The 22,255-nt window shown below is 44.6% G+C and carries 23 protein-coding genes; 8 read left to right on the plus strand and 15 right to left on the minus strand.

The window, feature by feature from the left end; translation table 11 throughout:
- Positions 1-2: 2 nt before the first annotated feature.
- The 10 genes from mltG to yceD form a co-directional block, all read right to left on the minus strand.
- Positions 3-1,046, minus strand: coding sequence for an endolytic transglycosylase MltG (mltG, locus tag AVL57_RS06765; RefSeq protein WP_057792372.1), 1,044 nt, complete (start codon positions 1,044-1,046; stop codon positions 3-5).
- On the minus strand, positions 1,030-1,965 hold the full coding sequence (pabC, locus tag AVL57_RS06770) for an aminodeoxychorismate lyase (RefSeq protein ID WP_057792374.1): 936 nt from the start codon (positions 1,963-1,965) through the stop codon (positions 1,030-1,032). The genes mltG and pabC overlap by 17 nt, the downstream gene beginning before the upstream one ends.
- Positions 1,966-2,084: 119 nt before the next feature.
- Entirely contained in the window at positions 2,085-3,323 is a 1,239-nt protein-coding gene (gene fabF / locus AVL57_RS06775; protein ID WP_057792376.1) for a beta-ketoacyl-ACP synthase II, read from the minus strand.
- An 86-nt stretch (positions 3,324-3,409) separates the two neighbouring features.
- Positions 3,410-3,649 carry an acyl carrier protein gene (acpP, locus tag AVL57_RS06780; protein WP_013784457.1) on the minus strand — a complete coding sequence of 80 codons (240 nt, stop codon included), beginning with the start codon at positions 3,647-3,649 and terminating at the stop codon, positions 3,410-3,412.
- A 199-nt stretch (positions 3,650-3,848) separates the two neighbouring features.
- The gene (fabG, locus tag AVL57_RS06785) at positions 3,849-4,589 is read right to left on the minus strand and encodes a 3-oxoacyl-ACP reductase FabG (protein ID WP_057792377.1); all 741 of its coding nucleotides are present in this window, start codon (positions 4,587-4,589) and stop codon (positions 3,849-3,851) included.
- Positions 4,590-4,598: 9 nt separating this feature from the next.
- The gene (gene fabD / locus AVL57_RS06790) at positions 4,599-5,528 is read right to left on the minus strand and encodes an ACP S-malonyltransferase (RefSeq protein ID WP_057792379.1); all 930 of its coding nucleotides are present in this window, start codon (positions 5,526-5,528) and stop codon (positions 4,599-4,601) included.
- A gap of 72 nt (positions 5,529-5,600) precedes the next feature.
- Positions 5,601-6,566, minus strand: a complete 966-nt coding sequence (locus AVL57_RS06795; RefSeq protein WP_057792381.1) for a beta-ketoacyl-ACP synthase III — start codon at positions 6,564-6,566, stop codon at positions 5,601-5,603.
- On the minus strand, positions 6,563-7,588 hold the full coding sequence (gene plsX / locus AVL57_RS06800) for a phosphate acyltransferase PlsX (protein ID WP_057792382.1): 1,026 nt from the start codon (positions 7,586-7,588) through the stop codon (positions 6,563-6,565). The genes AVL57_RS06795 and plsX overlap by 4 nt, the downstream gene beginning before the upstream one ends.
- Before the next feature lie 15 nt (positions 7,589-7,603).
- Positions 7,604-7,774 carry a 50S ribosomal protein L32 gene (gene rpmF / locus AVL57_RS06805; RefSeq protein WP_013784462.1) on the minus strand — a complete coding sequence of 57 codons (171 nt, stop codon included), beginning with the start codon at positions 7,772-7,774 and terminating at the stop codon, positions 7,604-7,606.
- 3 nt (positions 7,775-7,777) lie between these two features.
- Positions 7,778-8,311 carry a 23S rRNA accumulation protein YceD gene (gene yceD / locus AVL57_RS06810; protein WP_057792384.1) on the minus strand — a complete coding sequence of 178 codons (534 nt, stop codon included), beginning with the start codon at positions 8,309-8,311 and terminating at the stop codon, positions 7,778-7,780.
- Between the two features lie 326 nt (positions 8,312-8,637).
- Between yceD and AVL57_RS06815 the strand changes: the two genes are divergently transcribed.
- Positions 8,638-9,285 carry a Maf family protein gene (locus AVL57_RS06815; protein ID WP_057792386.1) on the plus strand — a complete coding sequence of 216 codons (648 nt, stop codon included), beginning with the start codon at positions 8,638-8,640 and terminating at the stop codon, positions 9,283-9,285.
- Between the two features lie 34 nt (positions 9,286-9,319).
- Here the strand turns inward: AVL57_RS06815 and AVL57_RS06820 are convergent, their stop codons facing one another.
- Together AVL57_RS06820 and rluC are read right to left on the minus strand one after the other, a co-directional pair.
- Positions 9,320-9,967: an HAD-IIIA family hydrolase gene (locus AVL57_RS06820; RefSeq protein WP_057792388.1), complete on the minus strand. Its 648-nt coding sequence runs from the start codon at positions 9,965-9,967 to the stop codon at positions 9,320-9,322.
- Between the two features lie 87 nt (positions 9,968-10,054).
- Positions 10,055-10,999, minus strand: coding sequence for a 23S rRNA pseudouridine(955/2504/2580) synthase RluC (gene rluC, locus AVL57_RS06825; protein WP_057796195.1), 945 nt, complete (start codon positions 10,997-10,999; stop codon positions 10,055-10,057).
- Positions 11,000-11,702: 703 nt separating this feature from the next.
- Between rluC and rne the strand changes: the two genes are divergently transcribed.
- Together rne and AVL57_RS06835 are read left to right on the plus strand one after the other, a co-directional pair.
- A complete protein-coding gene (gene rne, locus AVL57_RS06830; RefSeq protein WP_082604932.1) occupies positions 11,703-15,002 on the plus strand; it encodes a ribonuclease E in 3,300 nt (1,099 codons plus the stop codon).
- Positions 15,003-15,154: 152 nt separating this feature from the next.
- Positions 15,155-16,246 carry an oxidoreductase family protein gene (locus AVL57_RS06835; RefSeq protein ID WP_057792390.1) on the plus strand — a complete coding sequence of 364 codons (1,092 nt, stop codon included), beginning with the start codon at positions 15,155-15,157 and terminating at the stop codon, positions 16,244-16,246.
- On the opposite strand, the gene AVL57_RS06840 is transcribed toward AVL57_RS06835, so the two are convergent.
- Complete coding sequence (locus tag AVL57_RS06840) at positions 16,243-16,821, minus strand: TetR/AcrR family transcriptional regulator (RefSeq protein WP_057792392.1); 579 nt, start codon at positions 16,819-16,821, stop codon at positions 16,243-16,245. The genes AVL57_RS06835 and AVL57_RS06840 overlap by 4 nt on opposite strands.
- A gap of 228 nt (positions 16,822-17,049) precedes the next feature.
- Here AVL57_RS06840 and AVL57_RS06845 point away from each other — a divergent pair, with 228 nt between their 5' ends.
- Positions 17,050-17,820, plus strand: coding sequence for a haloacid dehalogenase type II (locus AVL57_RS06845; RefSeq protein WP_171008953.1), 771 nt, complete (start codon positions 17,050-17,052; stop codon positions 17,818-17,820).
- 62 nt (positions 17,821-17,882) lie between these two features.
- On the opposite strand, the gene AVL57_RS06850 is transcribed toward AVL57_RS06845, so the two are convergent.
- On the minus strand, positions 17,883-18,341 hold the full coding sequence (locus AVL57_RS06850) for a GNAT family N-acetyltransferase (RefSeq protein ID WP_057792394.1): 459 nt from the start codon (positions 18,339-18,341) through the stop codon (positions 17,883-17,885).
- A 165-nt stretch (positions 18,342-18,506) separates the two neighbouring features.
- Here AVL57_RS06850 and AVL57_RS06855 point away from each other — a divergent pair, with 165 nt between their 5' ends.
- Positions 18,507-18,734, plus strand: coding sequence for a hypothetical protein (locus AVL57_RS06855; protein ID WP_057792396.1), 228 nt, complete (start codon positions 18,507-18,509; stop codon positions 18,732-18,734).
- Between the two features lie 104 nt (positions 18,735-18,838).
- Here the strand turns inward: AVL57_RS06855 and AVL57_RS06860 are convergent, their stop codons facing one another.
- On the minus strand, positions 18,839-19,741 hold the full coding sequence (locus AVL57_RS06860) for a LysR family transcriptional regulator (RefSeq protein ID WP_063457120.1): 903 nt from the start codon (positions 19,739-19,741) through the stop codon (positions 18,839-18,841).
- Between the two features lie 153 nt (positions 19,742-19,894).
- On the opposite strand from AVL57_RS06860, the gene AVL57_RS06865 reads away from it, so the two are divergent.
- From AVL57_RS06865 to AVL57_RS06875, 3 genes are read left to right on the plus strand one after another with little or no spacing between them, the layout of a single operon-like run.
- Positions 19,895-20,356: a nuclear transport factor 2 family protein gene (locus tag AVL57_RS06865; RefSeq protein WP_082604933.1), complete on the plus strand. Its 462-nt coding sequence runs from the start codon at positions 19,895-19,897 to the stop codon at positions 20,354-20,356.
- A gap of 11 nt (positions 20,357-20,367) precedes the next feature.
- A complete protein-coding gene (locus AVL57_RS06870; RefSeq protein ID WP_057792398.1) occupies positions 20,368-21,063 on the plus strand; it encodes a glutathione S-transferase family protein in 696 nt (231 codons plus the stop codon).
- 8 nt (positions 21,064-21,071) lie between these two features.
- On the plus strand, positions 21,072-22,079 hold the full coding sequence (locus AVL57_RS06875; protein ID WP_057792400.1) for a pyridoxamine 5'-phosphate oxidase family protein: 1,008 nt from the start codon (positions 21,072-21,074) through the stop codon (positions 22,077-22,079).
- The last annotated feature ends 176 nt before the right edge of the window (positions 22,080-22,255 follow it).

Raw genomic sequence — 22,255 nt, forward strand, 5'->3', positions numbered from 1 at the left:
TTTTATTTTCTATTTAACTGATATTTTCGCACAGCCGCATTATGAGCAGCTAGCGAAGACGAAAATTCGTGGCTACCATCACCCCTAGCAACAAAATACAAAGCATCGGTTTCCATCGGGTTTAATGCAGCCCAAATGGCTTCTTTACCCGCCATCGCGATAGGCGTGGGCGGCAAACCTTTAATAGTATACGTGTTGTAAGGTGTGGGCGTTCGAAGGTGCTTACGGGTAATATTACCATCATACGCATCACCAATGCCGTAAATTACGGTGGGATCCGTTTGTAAACGCATATTCTTACGTAGGCGGTTCACAAACACGCCCGCAATTTTGGTTCGCTCTGCGCTCACCGCGGTTTCTTTTTCAATAATACTTGCCAATATTAGGGCGTCGTACGGTGAGTTCAATGGCAAATCTGCTTGCCGTTGCTGCCACTGGGTTTCAACATAATCTAACATAGCCTTGTGGGCACGTTTTAAAATGCTACTGGCCGCAGTATTCGCGGTAAAAAAATACGTGTCGGCTAAAAATAAACCTTCGGCGCTGCTAGCGTCATTCACCCACGGCGTTAAAGCTGCCTTTTCCTCGCTTAACTGGCTTGTGGTTTTAATCGTCTGTTCAACCTGCTCGAAGGTGACGTCGTTGATAAGCTCAGATTGCGCGTTTAGCGTAACCAACCACTCTTTTAGTGTAAGCCCTTCTACCAAGCTCACCGCAAAATAATGCTCTTCGCCACGGCTTAATGTGGCAAACACTTCGCGCAATGATTGCCCAGGTGTTAAACGGTATGTACCCGATTTCACATGGGTATTGGGCGCAAAGAATTTAAGCCAAAGCTTGGTGGCTAATTCAGGGCTATCGATTAAATCCAGCGCCCGAAGCTCCCTTACCACTTTATATCCGCTACTGCCCTTTTCTACCGTATAAAGCTGGGGTTGAGAAATCGACAAGGGCGATGAAGCTTGCCCATTTACATATAAAACGCCAAAGGTAATTGCACCCACTACAAGCGCCAGCATTATCCCAATGCTAATAACTATTCGCATGATCTTCCTGAATTTTATCTAATACTAACCTAGCGAGGGTCTTTGCCCCTTCATGAGACGCATTAAATGCTAACTCATCGCCAGTTTTTCCGTTGTTTAGCACAACGTTATTAACGGGTATTACGCCCATTAAGGCATTGGTGATCACTAGAGCCTTGGCATTGGCTACATCAGCCAGAGTGTATTCGCCCTCGTGAACGACCAAGGCGTTATCGCTTATGTCGCTGCCTTTTGACGAGCTTGGTTGTAACATACTTAATATACACTGACGCACAACACCATTTACACCGCAGTTGTTTACCTTAGGCGTGTGCCAACCGCTGTCAGTTTGAAAAAATACGTTACCAGCACTGGCCTCAATAACGCGCCCTTGCGTGTCGAACACTAAGGCATCATCGGCATTGGCCGCAATAATTTCACGCTTAACCAATACCTGCTCTAACCGGTTCATATGTTTAATGCCACCAAGTAAAGGCTGTATTGCCAGGGGTGTTTTCGCGTTTATAAGGGTTAAACCACTAGCGGCAAGGTCAGAATAATGTGCCGGATACACATGGGTGGAGAACCGAACAATGGCCGGCGCTTGGCTATCTCGTGCATATCCACGACCGCCCTCTCCTGAAGATACATGGATCTTCATTACCTTTTTAATGTTGGGATGTTCAAGTGATGCAGTAAGCGAACTCACATACTCATCAATAGCCTGTATCAGTGCAGCCATGTCGAGGGAAATGGCTAACGCTTTGGCATCATGATTTAGCCTAGCAAGATGAAAAGACAGTAGCTCTACTTTTCCATGGCTAACGCACATGGTAGTAAAAACGCCATCACCATAGTTCAGTGCCCTGTCGTTTAAGGCAATTGCATCGGAAGATGAAGGGGTTGACGATGTGGTGTCGGTGTTTGCGACTATTTTCACAACTAGCTCTAATAATTAACGTCTGCCGTGCAGTATACCAAGTTGTTGTGCGCAAACAAGAAAGGCAGCTTGCGCTGCCTTTAATCAATAACTAGGGGTGTCCAAACGATTGTTTGGGCTTAAATTCGTTTGAAAATAAGCGAACCGTTAGTACCACCAAAGCCAAATGAATTACACAGCGCATAGTCTGAAGTAAACATTTTTGCTTTATTTGCTACGAAGTCTAAATCGCATCCTTCGCTTGGCTCATCCAAATTAATCGTTGGCGGTGCCATTTTGTCACGTAGTGCCAATATGGTGAAAATAGCTTCTACAGAGCCTGCTGCACCAAGTAAATGACCAGTCATCGACTTAGTAGAGCTCACTAGCATGTTGTGCGCATGTTCGTTGAACACGCGTTTAACCGCTGCAACTTCAGCAATATCACCCGCTGGTGTTGATGTTCCGTGAGCATTAACGTAACCAATTTCACTGCTTTCAATTTTTGCATCGCGAATAGCGTTACTCATTGAAGCCGCCGCACCTTCACCGTCAGCAGGTGGTGATGTCATATGATAGGCGTCGCCACTCATACCAAAACCAACAAGTTCAGCGTAAATGGTTGCACCACGAGCCTTCGCCGCTTCGTATTCTTCTAGCATTACTACACCAGCGCCTTCGCCCATGACGAAACCGTCACGATCTTTATCCCAAGGGCGACTAGCGCCTTGAGGATCGTCGTTTCGAGCAGACAATGCACGTGCCGCAGCAAAACCAGCAATACCTAATGGGGTAATAGACGCTTCTGAACCGCCTGCAAGCATGGCATCTGCATCGTCATACGCGATAGTACGCGCAGCAATACCTATGTTATGCACACCAGTGGTACATGCCGTCACCACGTTTAGGTTTGGCCCTTTAAGCCCTTCCATGATAGACAAAAAGCCAGAAATCATGTTGGTGATAGTGGAAGGTACAAAAAATGGAGAAACGCGCTTAGGACCACTATTCATTAATTTGGTGTGGTTTTGTTCAATTTGCTCTAGCCCACCGATGCCTGAACCAATAGCTACACCTACTCGGTGTGCATTTTCTTCAGTTATCGTTAAGCCCGAATCAGCCATAGCCTGTTTACCCGCTGCAATACCCAGCTGAATAAACCTGTCCATTTTCTTCGTTTCTTTTTTTTCTATATATTCCTGCGGGTCGAAGTTATCAACTTGACCTGCGAAACGGGTGGAATAGTCACTGCAATCAAAATGGGTGATTTCACCAATACCGCTTTCGCCTGCTAACAGACGACGCCAAGTCTCATCTACAGAAAGACCCAAAGGTGAAAGCATGCCAAGACCAGTAACCACTACGCGACGTTTTGTCACAAAAAGCCCTCGCATTGGAACCAATAAGGTGGGAATACAAAAACGGCTCTAAAGAGAGCCGTTTTTTAATTTACTATAACGAAGACTTAAGCGTCTTTGTTAGCATTGATGTAATCAATCGCTGACTGAACAGTAGTAATTTTTTCTGCTTCTTCGTCAGGAATTTCAGTATCGAATTCTTCTTCTAACGCCATTACTAGCTCAACAGTGTCAAGTGAGTCTGCGCCCAAATCATCAACGAATGAAGCTTCAGCTTTTACTTCTTCTTCTTTTACGCCAAGTTGTTCAATGATAATTTTCTTAACGCGTTCTTCAATGTTACTCATAATTCTAGGTTTCCCTTAAACGTCACTAGATAGTCAAAGTGCCGCTAGTTTATTTTGCAAGGTACAAGCTTGCAAGCACCAGTTTAAACAAACTTTCTGGTCAAACCAGCGACATCCCAAATTCTTAATGTTCTATTTTTACATCCAAGTTCGGGGAAAATCCACCCCAAACACAGTTAAATTCACAATTTTCGTGAATTTAACCCATATACATACCACCGTTTACATGGATAGTTTCGCCTGTAATATAGGCTGCACCGCTGCTCACTAAAAAGGCAACAGTGGCTGCTATTTCATCAGGTTCACCTAAACGGTTAGCAGGAATATCTTTAAAAATTGCGCTTTTTTGATCGTCCGTCAATGATTTTGTCATGTCAGTATCGATAAAACCAGGCGCAACAACGTTAATAGTTATACCACGAGAAGCCACTTCACGTGCCATAGATTTCGAAAAACCAATAACACCTGCTTTCGCTGCTGCGTAGTTTGCTTGCCCAGCATTACCCGAACTACCCACCACAGAACCGATATTTACGATACGACCAAAGCGTTTCTTCATCATACCGCGAAGTACCGCTTTTGACAGCGTAAAAATGGCTGTAAGGTTGGTATTAATGATGTCTTGCCATTCGTCATCTTTCATACGCATTAACAAGTTATCACGGGTAATACCTGCATTATTAACCAAAATATCAATGCCACCGAAGGTGTCATTAATTTCCTTGATTATAGCATCTATACTGTCTTTATCGGTAACATTTAGTGCAATACCTTTGCCACCAAATTCAGATAAGTATTCAGTAATTGCACTTGCACCACTGTCACTTGTAGCAGTGCCCACAACCGTAGCACCCTGCGCTGCAAGCTGACTAGCAATAGCCTTACCAATGCCTCGGCTTGCGCCTGTTACCAGTGCTACTTTGCCTTCTAACTGACTCATAGCGTTTCCTTATTGTTTTAATGCTTCCACACTTTCGGGCGTGTTTACAGCAATGGATTCTAAACTTTTATTAATGCGTTTATTTAATCCTGTAAGTACCTTACCTGGGCCTACCTCAATGATGCGTTCAACACCTGCGGCAGCCAAGTACTCAACGGTACGCGTCCACTGAACAGGGCAATATAATTGGCGTACCAACGCACTTTTTATTGATGCACCGTCAGTTTCAATGGTCACATCAACATTATTAATGATATTGATTGCAGGGGTATGAACGTTTAATGTCGCCAGCGCGTCTTCTAATTTGTCAGCAGCAGGGCGCATAAGTTCGCAATGCGAAGGCACACTTACCGCTAGTGGAAGCGCTCGCTTAGCACCCGCTTCTTTACATGCAGCAGCAGCTTGCTCAGCGGCCACTTTTTCGCCCGCAATTACCACTTGACCTGGCGAGTTAAAATTAACCGGAGACACTACATCACCTGTGGCAATCGCCGTTTGGTGGCACACATTAGCAATGGTGTTGTCATCTAAACCAATAATGGCATACATAGCACCGGCACCCGCAGGCACCGCCTCTTGCATATATTGTCCACGAGCTTCAACCAGCTTTATCGCATCGGCGAATGACATGGCACCGCCACACACTAACGCAGAATATTCACCTAGACTATGACCCGCTAAGTAGCTCACTTCAATGCCTTGAGCTTCTAGTACGCGCCAAGTGGCAACACTACCTGCAAGCAAAGCGGGCTGAGTGATATGGGTTTCGTTCAGTTTCCCATCGGCGTCATTTTGTACCAGATCCCAAAGATCGTAACCTAATACGTCTGAAGCCTCTTTGAAGGTATCTAAAACCGAAGGATAGCTGTCGGCCAACTCTTTAAGCATGCCCACTGATTGTGAGCCCTGCCCAGGAAAGACGCAGGCTGTTTTTGTCATTGTTGTTCCTTATATTTTTTATAAACAACGGGTTTTTGAATGCAACGAATTCAATAAAATTAATAGAAGAAACTAGTATCGTACCAGCGCAGATGCCCACGCAAAACCGCCGCCGAATGCTTCTAATAATAAATGTTGCCCACGCTGAATACGACCATCGCGAATAGCGGTGTCTAGTGCTGTGGGTACTGTGGCAGCCGAGGTATTACCGTATTTCTCTAACGTCACCACCACTTGTTCTAACGACATATCTAGTTTTTTTGCTGTCGCTTTGATAATTCTGAAATTCGCTTGATGAGGCACTAGCCAATCCAGATCAGATTTTTGCATATTGTTGGCCGCAAGGGTTTGCTCAACCACTTCAGACAATTTGTTCACGGCAACTTTGAAAACTTCGTTTCCGCGCATCACGCCCCAGTTTTCGTGAACCGATGCTTCATCACCACGGGTTGGGTTACCAACGTAAAGTAAATCGCCGTAAGAGCCATCAGCGTTAATGTGAGTTGATAAAATACCCGGCTCATCACTGGCTTCTATAATAGTGGCACCGGCAGCATCGCCAAATAAAATGACCATAGTGCGGTCTTCAGGCGCTATCAGGCGACTAAGACAATCTGTACCTATAACTAAGATACGCTTGGCCATGCCTGATTTGATGTATTGGTCGGCCACACTTAATGCGTAGCAATAACCTGCACAAGCAGCAGCCACATCAAATGCAGGAATACCGTTAATACCTAAAATGCGCTGGATTTCACAGGCAGTACTAGGAAGTGCATAGCGTCCGCTAGTAGTAGCACACACTATCATGTCAATTGATTGAGGGTCGATGCCTGCCATCTCTATGGCTTTTTTACTTGCCTCTGCCCCCATGGTCGCAGCGGTTTCTTCGGCACCTATAATTCGGCGTTCTTTAATACCGGTTCTATCAGTGATCCATTCATCACTGGTATCAACCATAACTTCCAAATCGGCATTGGTTCGTATATCACTAGGGTAATAACTTCCGGTACCGATAAATCGAGAATATTTGCTCAAAGCTGCTCCAATAAAACCGTTTCTATCTTCGTTTTTATCTTGTCTGGAACTCGCATCTTTGCTTCTTTCATTGCTTGCACAATGGCGTAATAAAAGGCGTCTTTAGATGCATTTCCATGACTCTTGATAACAATGCCGCGCAATCCTATCAGACTCGCACCATTATACTGGTCGGGGTTCACGCTGTTATAGATAGATTTGAGCAATGGAAAAGCAATTTTGGCCATTAGCCGCGTATAAAAGTTCTTTTGTGACTGGCGCTTCACTTCGTTGATAACCAACTTAGCCAGTCCTTCACTAGATTTAAGCGCAACATTGCCGGTAAAACCATCAGTCACCACCACATCGGCTTTGTCGGTAAAGATGTCGTCACCTTCTACATAACCAATATAGTTAATACCTGGTGCATCTTTGAAGAGTTGATCGGCTAACTTTACGTACGCATTCCCTTTTATATCTTCTTCGCCCACGTTTAGTAACGCAACACGAGGAGAAGGAATGCCTGCTGCTTCTTGCGCTAACACCGATCCCATCACACCATACTGAAATAGAATTTCAGGCGTGCAATTAACATTCGCGCCTAAATCGAGCAAGAAAACATTATGATGACTCGCGGTGGGCATCATGCTGATAAGCGCAGGTCTATCAATACCCGATAAGGTTTTTAGTAAGTAAAACGATAAGGTTAACAACGCACCTGTATTGCCTGCACTTACGCACGCATCGGCTTCGTTGCTTTGAACATATTCAATCACACGACGCATTGAAGAGCGTTTTTTATTTCGTAACGCAGAGGTAGGCGCCTCACCCATTTCAACCACTTGGTCGCAATGAGATACAGTTACCCGACTTCGTTGAGAAGCAGTGAGATTTTGAATTGCTGGGGAAATAACGGCTTGGTCGCCGCATAGCAAAAAATGAACGTCAGAATGAAGTTCAATGGCTTTTACAGCCGCAGAGAGGATAACAGGGGGACCATGATCGCCCCCCATGATATCTAACGCGATGGTTAGCTTAGACAAAATGTAGACGCCGTATTACGCGCCGACTACTTTATTGCCTTTATAGTAACCGTCAGCTGTCACGTGGTGACGACGGTGTGTTTCACCCGACGTTGGGTCGACAGACAAAGTCGACGCAGTCAATGCATCGTGTGAACGACGCATACCACGCTTAGAGCGCGTTTTACGATTTTTTTGTACAGCCATAACTTACTCCTGGTCTCGCTTAAGTTCTTTCAAAACCGCGAAAGGGTTTTCTCGCTCTTGTTCCGGTTCAATCTTTCCAAATGACATATCATCTTTTTTCACTGAGCACTCCTCCTCTGCATGAAGGGGTACGATGGGCAAAGATAAAAGTAACTCGTCTTCAAATATCTGAAGCAGATTAACTTCTCCGTGGTCGTTGACCTCTACCGGTTCGTAAGCCTCGGGTATTGGATCTTCTTCATTTCGTTCTTCTCCCTGCACTGGAGTAAAACAAAAATCCACATCAAGTGTGGTATCAAATTCACCATTACACCGCTGGCAGAGAAGTGTTACCTGAGTGCCTAAATGGCCGTGAAATACAGTAAGACCCTGCTCGTCTTTTTTGAACTGCACATCAACGTCCACATATTCACTACATCGGACAACAGCCCCACTTAATCGTTCCATATCTTCAGACACAAGAACACCCCGATAATCGGAACGTTTCATAGCGCTGCTGGTCGGTTCGACCGTATGAGGGAGTTTCACTTTCTGCATAGGGCGCGCATTCTATAGATTCCACATCCCACTGTCAAAGATTTAATGGGCGTTTTTGTATAATAATTTAGCGATTTTGTACTTCTTTTCATAAACCGAATTTTAAGGGAATAGCACCAAATAACAAGTAAAAAGAACATGATGAGTCTAAAACATAGGGCGGTTGGCAAAATAGCGTATTGTTGAAAATACCCAAGTTGGCAAACGGGATTACGCTCGTTTATTAAAACACGCTATATTTAGGGTGAGTTGTGATTACTCTTTAGAGGATACGCAACGCGTAATTCGGTTAATTAACACTTAATGTAAGATTGAGGTTTTGTAGTATGACCACACTCGTTCTAGCTTCATCATCGAAGTACCGCCAGCAATTATTGTCGAATATTGGCATTCAAGCTGAAATAAGCAAACCAGATATAGATGAGACTCCCCTACCCGATGAAACACCCCTTGCGTTGTGCAAACGTTTAGCGTTCGAAAAAGCAAAAAAAATTGCCCAACAACAGCCGGGGAGAATTGTAATTGGAAGTGATCAAGTTGCTTCTGTAGAAGGACCTGATGGCAAGGTCATATTAGGCAAGCCCGGCACAGTTGAAAATGCTGTAGCGCAATTAAAAATGTGCCAGGGAAAATCGGTGTATTTCTACACTGCGATAAGTCTGTGTAAAGCAGAAGACGATGAAGACCTACCCGATATTCTTACCAGTAATTTAGACACCATTACCCGAGCCGAAGAAACCTGTGTGTATTTTCGTAGCCATAAAGAAGCGCAGCTACGCGCTTATGTTGAAGCCGAAATGCCACTTGATTGCGCGGGGAGCTTCAAATGTGAAGGCATGGGTGCCTTATTGTTCGAACGAATTACCAGCCGCGATCCTAATACTTTAATAGGGCTTCCCGTGATGCTGCTGCATAATATGTTAGACAAACATTTTAATATCGATTTGCTAGACCTAGCTACTGCCAAAGCCTAGCGGTTGAAGATTTGCTTTGCTATAGAACGCTAAACTAGCGAAGCAAAAATTGCTGAAGTTCACCAATGGAATGCACAATGGTTTCGGGCGCCAATGCTTCAAGGTGAACTTGTGCGTGCACTCCATATGAAACCCCTATTCTGCGCATACCAATAGATTTCGCCATTTGCATATCGTAGGTGGTGTCGCCAATCATAACCGCATCTTGGGCACTGATTTTTAGCTCGTCTAAAATTTGCAGTAACATGTCAGGTGACGGTTTCGACTGGGCATCGTCAGCGCACCGTGATGCACTGAAAAAGTGGCCAGTTTCGGTTTGCGACCATGCCCGATCAAGACCTCTACGCGCTTTCCCTGTTGCTACAGCAAGGGTAGCCCCCTCTGCTTTTAATGCTGACAACAATTCTTGTACACCATTAAATAACGGACATGGCGTAGCGTCATGGCTGACGAAGGCCTCTTTATAAGCCAGTACTAAACGCTCAGCTAGGGCGTCATCATCAATATCAAATAACTGCTTAATTGCGGGTTTTAAGCTAATACCAATAATGTGACTCACCGCATCAGCACTAGGAACAAGCATGTCACAGTGTTTTGCTGCTATCTGCATACAGTTGATAATTTTATCGGCAGAGTCCATTAAGGTGCCGTCCCAATCAAAAATAACCAACTTATAGGGCATAGTTACCGCGTTCCTTGTGTATCAGAGAATTTATATAAATAAATAGAACTTAATTAATAAGTAAATTTACCGAATACCCTAAAAGCCTTATGACAACGCTTTTAAGGTATTGGTTAACGTGGCATCTAACGGTGCGGTAAATTTAACCCGCTCTTCTGTGCCAGGATGAATTAGCGAAATGCTATGTGCGTGCAAAAACAAGCGGTTTAACCCTTTTTGACGCATAGACTCATCAAACTCGGCATCACCGTATTTAGGGTCGCAAGCAATAGGATGCTCAGCGTGTAAACAGTGAACTCGGATTTGGTGGGTTCTACCTGTAATAGGTGAAGCTTCTACCAAAGTGGCGGTGTCGAATTTTTGCAATATGCGGTAACGGGTTTCGGATGGCTTGCCATCTTCACTCACGCTCACCATGCGTTCACCAGACTGCAACACATTCTTACGAAGTGGCGCTTTTACTTTAAAACGGTTTTCAGGCCACTGCCCTGCCACTAATGCTTGGTAGCGCTTATCCATTTTACCGGTACGCAACTGCTCATGCATATGACGAAGCGCCGAACGTTTCTTAGCAATTAAAATACAGCCAGAGGTGTCTCTGTCTAAACGGTGCACCAATTCCATAAAATTAGCATCGGGGCGCAGTGCGCGTAAGCCTTCAATGAGACCAAAGCTCAAACCACTGCCACCATGAACAGCAATGCCTGAAGGTTTATTAATTACAATAATGCGCTCGTCTTCAAACAATATTTGAGATTCTAGCGCTGCAATTTTATCGAGTTTGGGCGATGGGCCTGGTGTTCCTTCTGATACACGTACAGGCGGAATACGCACTACATCATCGGCAACGAGTTTATATTCGGGTTTTACTCTACCCTTATTTACGCGCACTTCACCTTTACGCAAGATGCGATAAATCATACTTTTGGGCACGCCTTTTAATTGGGTGCGCAAAAAATTGTCTACACGTTGCCCTGCTAAATCGGGTTCAACGGTAACGAAACGGACTGATTGTTGGGTTTGTTCTTTCATAGACTTCATTATAACGCAATGCAAAAGCAGACCGATACAGAAACTTTGATGTGCCTTAAAAATAAAACCCTTTGACTACTTTTGATACTAAACGAGCATTTAGCACAGAAAAACCGCATTATCTGGGCTTATTTACCCCTCACGCCTTGCTTAATTTGAACCTTTGATGCCATAATAAAAACTGTATTTTACGCGGCCAAATCATGCCGGTGAAAAACAACATTTAACATAGTGAGCATTTAGAGCTGGTTAATTCGTTACCCGCTTATTTCGCCACTTTTGTTATCCATAAGAACAGCGTCACGTTCCAATTGCATTATTCAATAAACACGCAATTTTATATCTGGAACGAGAATTATAGAGGCAACGACTACACTGCCGTTAGATAATTCAGATGCTGTTTGCGAACATAAAATAAGTTCGCCGTTTAGCTAACAGAATTGAATTGACAAACAAGCGCCAGCCTAAGAGCGGTGTTTGTTAAAAAGATAGATAGAGATAAGGGTATGTCGCTCCCGACATTCTTAAGAACAATATAAAACGCGGAACGAGTAACGAAAAACGTTACATGCCACGTAAGTTCAAGGATAATGCGGCGTTACAACAAGGTCCCCGTACAATCGTGAGATTGCGCGGTGAGTGTTTGTACATGTCACTTTAATTTTGTATCTGGACGGCTGTATTAAAAACAGAGTTAGATACAATGAAAAGAATGTTAATTAATGCAACTCAATTAGAAGAGTTGCGTGTTGCCCTTGTTGATGGGCAGCGGTTATACGATTTGGACATCGAAAGTCCTGGGCACGAACAGAAAAAAGCAAACATTTACAAAGGTAAAATAACCCGCGTTGAGCCAAGCCTCGAAGCGGCATTCGTAGACTACGGCGCAGATCGCCACGGTTTCCTACCTCTTAAAGAAATCGCTCGCACTTACTTCCCCAAAGGCTATCGTTTCGAAGGCCGCCCAAACATCAAAGATGTCATTAAGGAAGGCCAAGAAGTTATCATTCAGATTGATAAAGAAGAACGTGGTCAAAAAGGCGCAGCGCTTACTACTTTCTTATCACTCGCAGGTAGCTACCTAGTATTAATGCCTAACAACCCTCGTGCCGGCGGTATTTCTCGTCGTATCGAAGGTGATGAGCGTACAGAACTTAAAGAATCTTTGAACAAACTAGACCTGCCTGATGGCATGGGCTTAATTGTTCGTACCGCAGGCGTAGGGAAATCTTACGAAGAATTAGAGTGGGACTTAAAAGTACTACTTACCCATTGGGAAGCAATTTCTAAAGTGGCTGAAGAGCGTGAAGCGCCCTTCTTAATTCACCAAGAAAGTAACGTAATTGTACGTGCAATTCGTGACTATTTACGTCGCGATATTGGTGAAATCTTAATTGATAAAACAAGCATCTACGAACAAGCATTGCAGCACATCCAACTTGTGCGCCCTGACTTTGCCAACCGCGTGAAACTTTATCGTGGCGAAGTACCTTTGTTCAGTCATTATCAAATTGAGAGCCAAATTGAGTCGGCCTTCCAACGTGAAGTTCGCTTACCTTCTGGTGGTTCAATTGTTATCGACCCTACTGAAGCACTTACCTCTATTGATATCAACTCTGCCCGTGCAACAAAAGGCGGTGATATTGAAGAAACAGCACTAAATACGAACCTTGAAGCAGCTGACGAAATTGCTCGTCAACTTCGTTTACGCGACTTAGGTGGCTTGGTTGTTATCGACTTTATCGATATGACCCCAGTACGTCACCAACGTGAAGTTGAAAACCGCATGAAAGACGCGGTTCGCAGCGATCGCGCTCGCGTTCAGCTAGGCCGTATCTCTCGCTTTGGCTTGCTGGAAATGTCACGTCAGCGTTTACGCCCATCATTGGGTGATTCAGCGCACCATGTGTGCCCTCGCTGTTCAGGTCACGGCACCATTCGTGGTACCGAGTCATTAGCACTGTCTATTTTGCGTATTCTTGAAGAAGAAAGCATTAAAGAAAACACAGGCCAAATTGAAGCACAGCTTCCTGTATCAGTAGCAACCTATTTGCTTAACGAAAAGCGTAAAGCGATTCAAAGCTTAGAAAAGCGCCATGGCGTTAACTTATTGCTTATCCCTAACGCCAACCTTGAAACACCTCACTACCAAGTAACACGCCGCCGTCCAGATGATATTCTAGATGATGCAAGCTACGAAGTAGAGTTGATGCCAACGGTTGAAACGGAAACTGAAACCACAACTTCAGCGCCGGTTAAACGTGAAGAGCCAGCATTAAAAGGGCTAGTTGCTCCTACCGCTGCGCCAGTTGTTGCACCTAAAGCAGAAGCACCTGAAGCTAAAGCTGAAAGCTCACCCTCACTCTTTGCCCGCATTGGTAAATGGTTAGGTGATGTACTTGGCGGTGAAGACGAAAAAGCAAAGGCAGAAGCTGAAGCAAAAGAAAAAGAAAAGCAGAAGCAATCTGAAGGTCGCAACAACCGTGGCGGCAATCAGTCTCGCAACCGCAATGGCGATGATCGTCGTCGCAAACCAAGAAAGAACACTCGTCGTAACCAGCCTCAAAACAAAGATGGTGAACAAGAACAGCGTACGCCACGTTCTGAGCAAGACGACAAGCCACGCGCGAGTAATAACAAAGGCCGTAAGCCTCGTAAACCTCGTGACGAGACTCAGAAACTTAAGCAAGAGCAAAGTAGAGATAACACCCAAGACGAAGCGCCTAAGACACAAGATAACAAGTCTCAAGATGCTAAGCCTCAAGAAGCGCAGAAGAAACAAGAAGTGGCTGAGCGCCGCAAACGCAGAGATACTCGTCGCAGCGTACGTGTGAAAAAAGATGACAATACTCAGTCAAATGAAGCACCGGCTAGCAAACCAGTTAAATCTCTTGCCGTTGAGAAACCTAAACCTGCTAAAGCAGCGCCTGCTGAAACTGAAGAAGTTAATACTGCGCCAGTTCAATCAACTGATGCACCAGCAGCTTCTGGATCAGCAGCACCAGTAGCGCAAGCCTCTCAACCAGCTGAAGTTAAGTCGACCACTGAACAAGATGCTCAATCTTCTTCAGAGCAAGCGAACAACGACACTGATGAAAATGGTCAAAAACGCGAAAGCCGTGGCCGTTCACGTCGTTCTCCTCGTCATGTTCGTGCTGCTGGTCAGCGCCGTAAGAAGGAAGCGCAGCAGTCTAATGATGACAACAGCGCTCCGGTAGATGAACAGTCAACTGCAAACGTTGAAACTACGCCTTCACAAGAAGCACCTGCTGCCGACGTGAGTAAATCAGCACCTCGTGCAGAAGATACTCAAGCGGCAATGCCAGGTAAACTTGAGGCAGATACTGCGCATACTCAAAACGAGAATGCCCAGCCAGCTACTGTTGATACCGCTGCCGAAAATGCTGAAGCGCCTACTGTTGCTAAGACAGAAGACACTCAAGCCACTAAGCCTGGTGTATTAGCCCCATCGGAAGAAAAGGCAGCGCCTGCGACAACAGAAACTGCAACCGCTAAGCCAGAAGCTCCAAAAGCTGAAACAGCATCTGAAGTCGTTCAAGACGAAATGCAGTTCGAGTTAGCTTCGCCAAAAAGTGAAGCGGATGCGCCTAAGCCAGCTAAAGCTGAAGTTACTCCTGCACCTGTCGCCGAAGCTGCACCTAAACAGGTTGAAATAAACCTAGGTGACGATTCGGCTAAAGCAGCAAGTGAAACTAAAACTAAGCCTGTGCCAAAAGCGAACCTTAAGAAAGCGAAAGCTGCGGTAACTAAGCCTATTACTACAGGTGCACCTGCTAGCAGCCGTGGCCGCATTAATGCATCTGCGCCAATGGCAGCACCTGCATCGGTTGATGATACTTTCAATGACGTAGCGCTTACCGCTAAGTCTGATGATAGCCGCCCAGCCATTGTAGTATCGGGTAGAAGCGCAGCTATTGCGAAAGCAAGTGCCGCTGCATCAGCACCAACAACACTCCCAGCCAGTGTTGATGAAAACGCCTAAGCGTGACTAGCAAAGCCCTAGTTACTGATAACGATAGTCACTGCTGACTATCGTTATTACTAGGAACTAAGGTTGCTAATAAACGATAAGAAGCCGCTTAATTGCGGCTTTTTTATTGGTTGATTATATTATTGCACTGTGGGAGTAAGGCAATGGATAAAGTTAAACCCAGCTTGATTGATTGGTTAGCAAGAGCAACCAATAAAGAGGTGCACTCCCCATTGCTTATTCAGTCACTCTGGAGTGGTTATGGCGCGTGCTTTCGCGCTACTTTGTTTGATAACGCTGATAACTCCTTAACACCTGTAGTGGCGAAGTGCGTTCAACCTTCTTTAGAGATCAGCCACCCTAAAGGATGGCAAAGCAATACCAGTCATCTTAGAAAATGCCGTTCATTTGAGGTAGAGCACTACTTTTACACCCAATTGCAACCTAGCACTAATGCAAACTGCTTAACTCCTACGTGCTTAGCAGCCGCTAGCGAAACCAGCGTCACTTCAAATACACCTGCAAATTCCGCGGCTAATCTAGACGCCAAGGCAGTCATTAACGTAGATAATAATTTAGAGTCTAGTGGTGATAACAATAGCAGTGCACATATCTTAGTGATGGGCGATCTGGTTGACGCGGGATACACCCAATGTGCAACCTCGCTAAGTGTTAAACAAGCGCAGTCGGTATTGCGTTGGCTGGCAGCATTTCATGCCCGCTTTATGGGCATTGTTGATCCCCATGTTTGGCCAGAGGGCACTTACTGGCATTTGAGTACGAGGCAAGACGAATGGCAAGCTATGGAAGATAGCCCTTTAAAAAAAGAAGCCAACAGATTGTCGACCCAGCTTTCATCAGCACGGTTTCAAACCTTATTGCACGGCGATGCCAAGGTTGCGAACTTTTGCTTTACGCCTGATTTTAGCCAATGCGCTGGTGTGGATTTTCAATACACGGGGTTAGGAGTAGGAATGAAAGACGTGGCTTATTTTATTGGCAGCGCGTTAAGTGAAAGCGATCAACGAGCCCATACTACTAGCTGCTTAGATTATTATTTCGATTGCCTTGGCTCTCAGCTAATAGGCACACAATACGAATTTCAATATCCTGAAATAGAACAGGAATGGCGAGCGCTATACCCCACTGCTTGCGCTGATTTTAATCGGTTCTTAGCGGGTTGGAGCCCCGACCACTGGAAAATAAACGGTGAATTGACGAGGCAAACCAATATCGCCTTGGCAACATTAATTTAGTGTTTTTTCCAAGGTAACCAGGGTAAACTCAGCCTCAGGCTTTCAAGTACATCAGCCTCATTTGGCTGCTGATAGCCGTAAACCCGAATACCAAAAATAGCCATCATGACCGATGTGGCATACACTTCACTCAGCGCTTCACCATATTCGCTAGCAATCGCTAGTTTGTATTGGGCTTTAGTTCGGCTTAAGCAGCTACCAGCGAGCTCTGCCAGTTTAGGTTCGGTGCTGGTAAGTTCCAATTGGGTTTTAATGATAAAGCAGCTTGCATATTCTTTTTGGGTGTAGTCTTTCTGCCCTCTTGCGGCCACCATGTCGGTCAGCAGCATAATAATGCCCTCGCCTGCTCCATGCGCCATTGCTCGCTTCATTTTGTCAGCACTACGCTGTGCGTACCGGTCCAGGCTTGCAATAAACAACTGCTCTTTGTTACCAAAGCTATTATATAAACTACCAGGCTTTAATCCTGTGGTGCTGGTGACGTCTTGCATTGACGTACCATGGTAGCCTTGTTGCCAAAACAGCATAATGGTTTTATCCAAAATGCTGTTTTTATCGAATTGTGCTTTAGCCATCACGAGAGCCTTTCGTTCGTTTATTCTCTATTTATCTGTTTTACATCATAACAATTTTGAACAAACACTCAAAAAGTTATTGAACACTAGTGCAAAGTCCTTTATCGTTTTGAGCAATCATTCAAAATGTAAGCACCTATTTTTAGGTCTCTACTTTTAGATCCTCCGTCAAACTAGCGCCTATTATTCATTCGCTTACTTAGCCTACTCATTAAAAAAGGACATCCTATGAAACGATTTATTACTGCGGCACTTCTCATATTGCCGTTATTTTCAAGCTATGCTCAACAGCCTGCTGACACCACAATGGAAAAGGCTAAGCCTGTACCTCCTAAAGTTATTTTCTTCGATGTAAATGAAACCTTGCTCGACCTTACTGCAATGCGCAGCTCCGTAGGCGAAGCGCTAGGAGGCCGTAATGAGTTACTACCTTTGTGGTTTTCAACTATGCTTCATCACTCGCTGGTAGACTCTACCACCCAGCGTTTTCACACTTTCGGTGAAATTGGTGTGGCGTCGTTACTAATGGTGGCTGAAATAGAAGGTATTTCGCTAACCCAAGAACAAGCTAAAACCGCTATTGTTACCCCACTACGTAGTTTGCCGCCTCATGCAGATGTACGTAGTGGCTTACAAGCGTTGAAAGATAAAGGTTATACACTGGTAAGCTTGACCAACTCTTCTAACCAAGGTGTGTATACCCAGTTCAAGAATGCTGACTTGCTTGAATTTTTTGAACACCGCTTAAGTGTTGAAGATATCAATCTATACAAACCTGATCTTCGCACTTACGCATGGGCCGCTGAAAAAATGGGGATTAAACCTGAAGATGCCATGCTGGTTGCAGCACATGGTTGGGATATCGCTGGCGCTAAACAAGCCGGTTGGCAAGCTGCCTTTATTGCCCGCCCAGGAAAGGTATTGTATCCACTGGCTATTGCGCCAGATTACAACGTGAATGACTTAAACGAGTTGGTTGAAATGCTTCCTAAGCAATAACGGTTACCGGTATTTTTAAGGGCTGGTGTTTACCAGCCCTTATTCCTTTAGCAGTACTTGAATCAAGCTACTGCTTTACGCTTCATATCTACGTGGGGTATATCATCTTCTAAATACATTTGAGAGGTTTGCACAAAACCAAATTTACGATAAAAGGCTAACAAGTATTCTTGTGCACCAATTTCAATATCTTCTTTCGGCCACAAGTTTTCACACTGTTTGATAGCCTCAGTTAACAAACTTTTCCCTGCACCATTACCTCTGAAATCTGCATGGGTAGCCACTCTGCCAATACTGACGCCAGGATAACTAACTCCCGCAGGTATTAAACGCGCATAAGCGACTAACATGTCGCCGTTAAAACCCAATAAATGTCGCGTATCGCTATGTCTGTCTTTTTCATCAAGCTCAGGGTATGGGCATGTTTGCTCTACCACAAATACGTCTACTCGAAGTTTCATAAGCTCGAATAACTGATGGGTATTGAGCTGGCTAAATGTTAAAACTTTCCAAGAAATCATAAGGCTGGTTATTCACTCTTTATTTATGGGGCTATTTTTATCAAACCTGCATGAAGATAGCACTAAAAAATGAACGGATAAATCAATGAACCAAATGGGATTTGTGCCGTCAGAACAATTATCTATAAACCATGAGACTGGCACTTCTCTTATTAAAGGTAATTTATGTTTAACAGCAAACTCGCGTCCTTCGCTTTAGTGGTAACTGTATCCCCGTTATTATTCGCCTGCACATCGCAAGATTTATACGAGGCCACGCAAGAGAACCGCCTTCAAGAATGCCGTAAACTCTATGGCGCACAACGAGAAGAGTGCGAAGCTCAATATCAAAAGAGCTATGACACCTACGAGCGAGAGAGAAATGAGGTTATTAACAAGGGCAAGCAAAAGTAACTTATCAATCGTTATTCAAACGTTAGGTGTAACGCTTTTGAAAAGCGTTGTGCAGATTTCGTATGATCAACTTATTGAACAGCTTGTTAAATATCAACGCGAGATTACGAATTCAAGTACACGTCTTTTGCTAGGGCACTTTTGACATACTCTACGAATTTCTTCACTTTTTCTAGGTTATGACGGCCTTCAAGACTGACCACCTGTATAGGTAACTTAACATCGTTAAACTCATCTAACACACTGACTAATTCGCCCTTCTCTATCGCATCTGCAACTTGGTACGACATAAGACGAGTTATACCTAATCCAGATTTTGCAGCGCTAATTGTTGAACGATTTTGGTTACACTCAAATCTAGGCTGTAACCGAATTGCTACCGTTTTGCCGTTGCGCTTAAAATTCCACACCGGCGGTTCAGTAAAGTCACTTGGGTACAGCAAGGTATGATGTTTTAAATCTTCTGGCGTGCTCAACGTTGGGGCATTAGCTAGATATTCTGCTGAGGCCACGGTTACCTTTCTTACATACCCCACCGTACTGGCATATAACCCAGAATCTTTAGGCTTACTAATTCTTATCGCCACATCAATATTTGTATCGAGTAAATCAACGATGTTGTCGTACATATAGCCATGCACATTCACTTCAGGGAAGTCTCGTAAAAACTGAACAATAATTGGCGTGATGTAAAGCTCACCAAATAAAACCGGCGCCGTCACACTCAGCGTGCCCTTCGGCAATAGCTGAACCCCCGCAATGGCGGCCTCACTTTGCGCAATATCTGCCAGGATTCTGTGTACGTCATTAAGATATTGTATGCCCGCTTCGGTTAAACGAATACGACGTGTAGTACGATGAAATAATCGTGTGTTCAACTGAGCTTCTAGGGTAGCGATAGCCCGCGTTACCGCCGGAGGCGACATCGACAACTGCTCTGCAGCGTTTACAAAACTACCAAGCTTGGCGACTTCAGCAAATACTGACATTGCTTGTATTCTATCCATAACGGGCTATTTGCTCTTTGCTAACGGGTTTAGCTAACTAGTCTACACACTTTATTGTTTCAAAAAATGAAATTATAAATTTCAAAATTGAGTAATTATTTATTTTTATCAAGCAATCATACTAACTGCAACTTAAATCACTAGGATGAGCTTGTGAGACCTCCACTTCCCCCTTTTACAAATGACACCGCTATTGAAAAAATTCGTATGGCAGAAGATGCTTGGAATAGTCGTTCGCCTAAGCGAGTTGCAGCAGCATATACGCCGGATTGTCAGTGGCGAAATCGTGCTGAGTTTATTACCGGAACAGCGCAAATTGAGGCCTTTTTAGCACGAAAATGGGCGCGAGAACTTAATTATAAGTTGGTTAAAGAGCTGTGGGCATACACTGAAAACCGTATTGCGGTGCGTTTTGCCTATGAATATCAAGATGACTCAGGTCAATGGTTTCGGGCTTATGGTAACGAAAATTGGGAGTTCAACCCAGAAGGGTTGATGCAGCGCCGAATTGCCAGCATTAACGACCACACCATAACTGACAACGAACGTAAGCTGACTTGGGAGGGCGATAGCCGCCCACTAGACTTCCCAGGGCTTACGGCACTTGGTTTATAAGGCGAATATCAATGACTTCATTATCTGCAAATGCGCTTAGCAACACACAAAAAAATAACGCGATTATTCACTATAGAAACCCGAAATCTGGCCACTGTCACAAGGTAGAGTTGTTTATGTCTCTGCTCGGTATTAGTTACCATAATCATAATCTTGATATGGTAAACGGCGCGCATAAATCTGCCGAATTTATTACTAAGAACCCTTTTGGACAGGTGCCAGTGATTGTTGATGGTGAACACACCGTTTCAGACTCCAATGCCATTATTGTTTATTTAGCAGATACTTACGGCAGTGATTACCCTTGGATGGGTACGACAGCAATTGAAAAAGCCAATGTTCAACGCTGGCTTTCGGTAGCTGCCGGCGAGCTCGCCAAAGGCCCTGCAGCGCTTCGTCTTGAATATGTATTTGGTGCCAATATCGACGTACCCACCGCACTAGCAACCACTGAAACCTTGCTACAAGTGATGGAGGATACCCTATCCGGCCCCACATCACGCATCGAATCAAGCACCAAAGCATACTTGGCTACCGAGAGGCTGACTCTTGCTGATATCGCCATGTACAGCTACATTGCCCACGCGCCTGAAGGTGGGGTTTCATTGCACCCTTACCCCGCCATTCAATCTTGGATAAACCGTATTGAATCGCTGGATAATTTTATCCCTATGGCAAATTCCGCTACAGCGGATTACAGACTTTAAGGTTCGTTATGAACAGTATCAATACAAGTGCCTTTCACACTGAGGAATATCGCATTCAGCAACGTTTAGGCGTTGCTGAGGGTATCGGTGAACAGACGAAAGGCTTTATTCGCCCCTTTATGCCAGAACAGCACCGTGCGTTTTTTTGCAGTAGCCCGTTTATGGTGGCTGGTGTAGTAGATAGTCATGGTCATCCTTGGGCGATACCATTTTGGGGCGAACATACTAATGTTGACGATCATCACTATATTGAGTCGCCATCGCCCACTCAGCTTTCTTTGGCCTTAAGCGACAATGTAGGCTGGTTAATCAATGATGCCGCACAGTTAGATGTGAATACTGGCAGTAAAATTGCGCTGCTTGGGTTACAGCTAAGTACCCGCCGCCGTAATAGGCTTAACGGACTAATACTTCATAATCGGGGCGGTGTTATACGAGTGCAAGTAGAACAAAGTTATGGAAACTGTCCTCAGTATATACATCCCCGAGATACCTTGCCCCGTGATGTTGCGCCCGCACTGCCTGCCAGCTCAATCACAAATTCAAACGTTAAGGGTCAGTATGCCCAATCTAACGGGTTAACGAAGAAAGATGCTTTGCTAGTAGCTCAGGCTGACACATTTTATATTGCTTCGCGGCATAGTAAATTTACCGCCGATCCCCGCCATGGACTAGATGTATCGCATCGAGGCGGAAAGAATGGTTTTATCAAAGTAGACGGAGATACCCTGTTATTTCCCGACTTTAGCGGAAATAAGTTTTTTAATACCCTCGGCAACATCGAATCAGATGGGCGGGTTGGCTTATGCTTTGTTGATGATAACAATGGAGATATCTTGCTCGTCAATGGCAAAGCATCCATTTTGTGGTCTCACCCTAAACTAGCAGCTTTTACTGGCGCAGAGCGATTTGTACAAGTAGTAATTCAGAACGTTACCCGAGTGTTCGCTATTTACCCTTTCAAGCACCCTATCATTGAGCGGTCAATTCACACAGAGCATACCGGCGCGTGGTGAAACTTTCGTTGTCACGACGTCAAGTCAGGTAGATTAATTTAGGAGGCTGAAACGACCGAATTATGCGCGATTTGGGGAAGGACGATATTTTTCTATTTTGTTTAAATAAGTGGATAACTAAAACATAATCAAGAACCACTTTATGAAAATCAGCGGTATTTTTCGCAAAGCAATAT

It is taken from the genome of Alteromonas stellipolaris, from assembly GCF_001562115.1.
Taxonomy (GTDB): Bacteria; Pseudomonadota; Gammaproteobacteria; order Enterobacterales; family Alteromonadaceae; genus Alteromonas; species Alteromonas stellipolaris.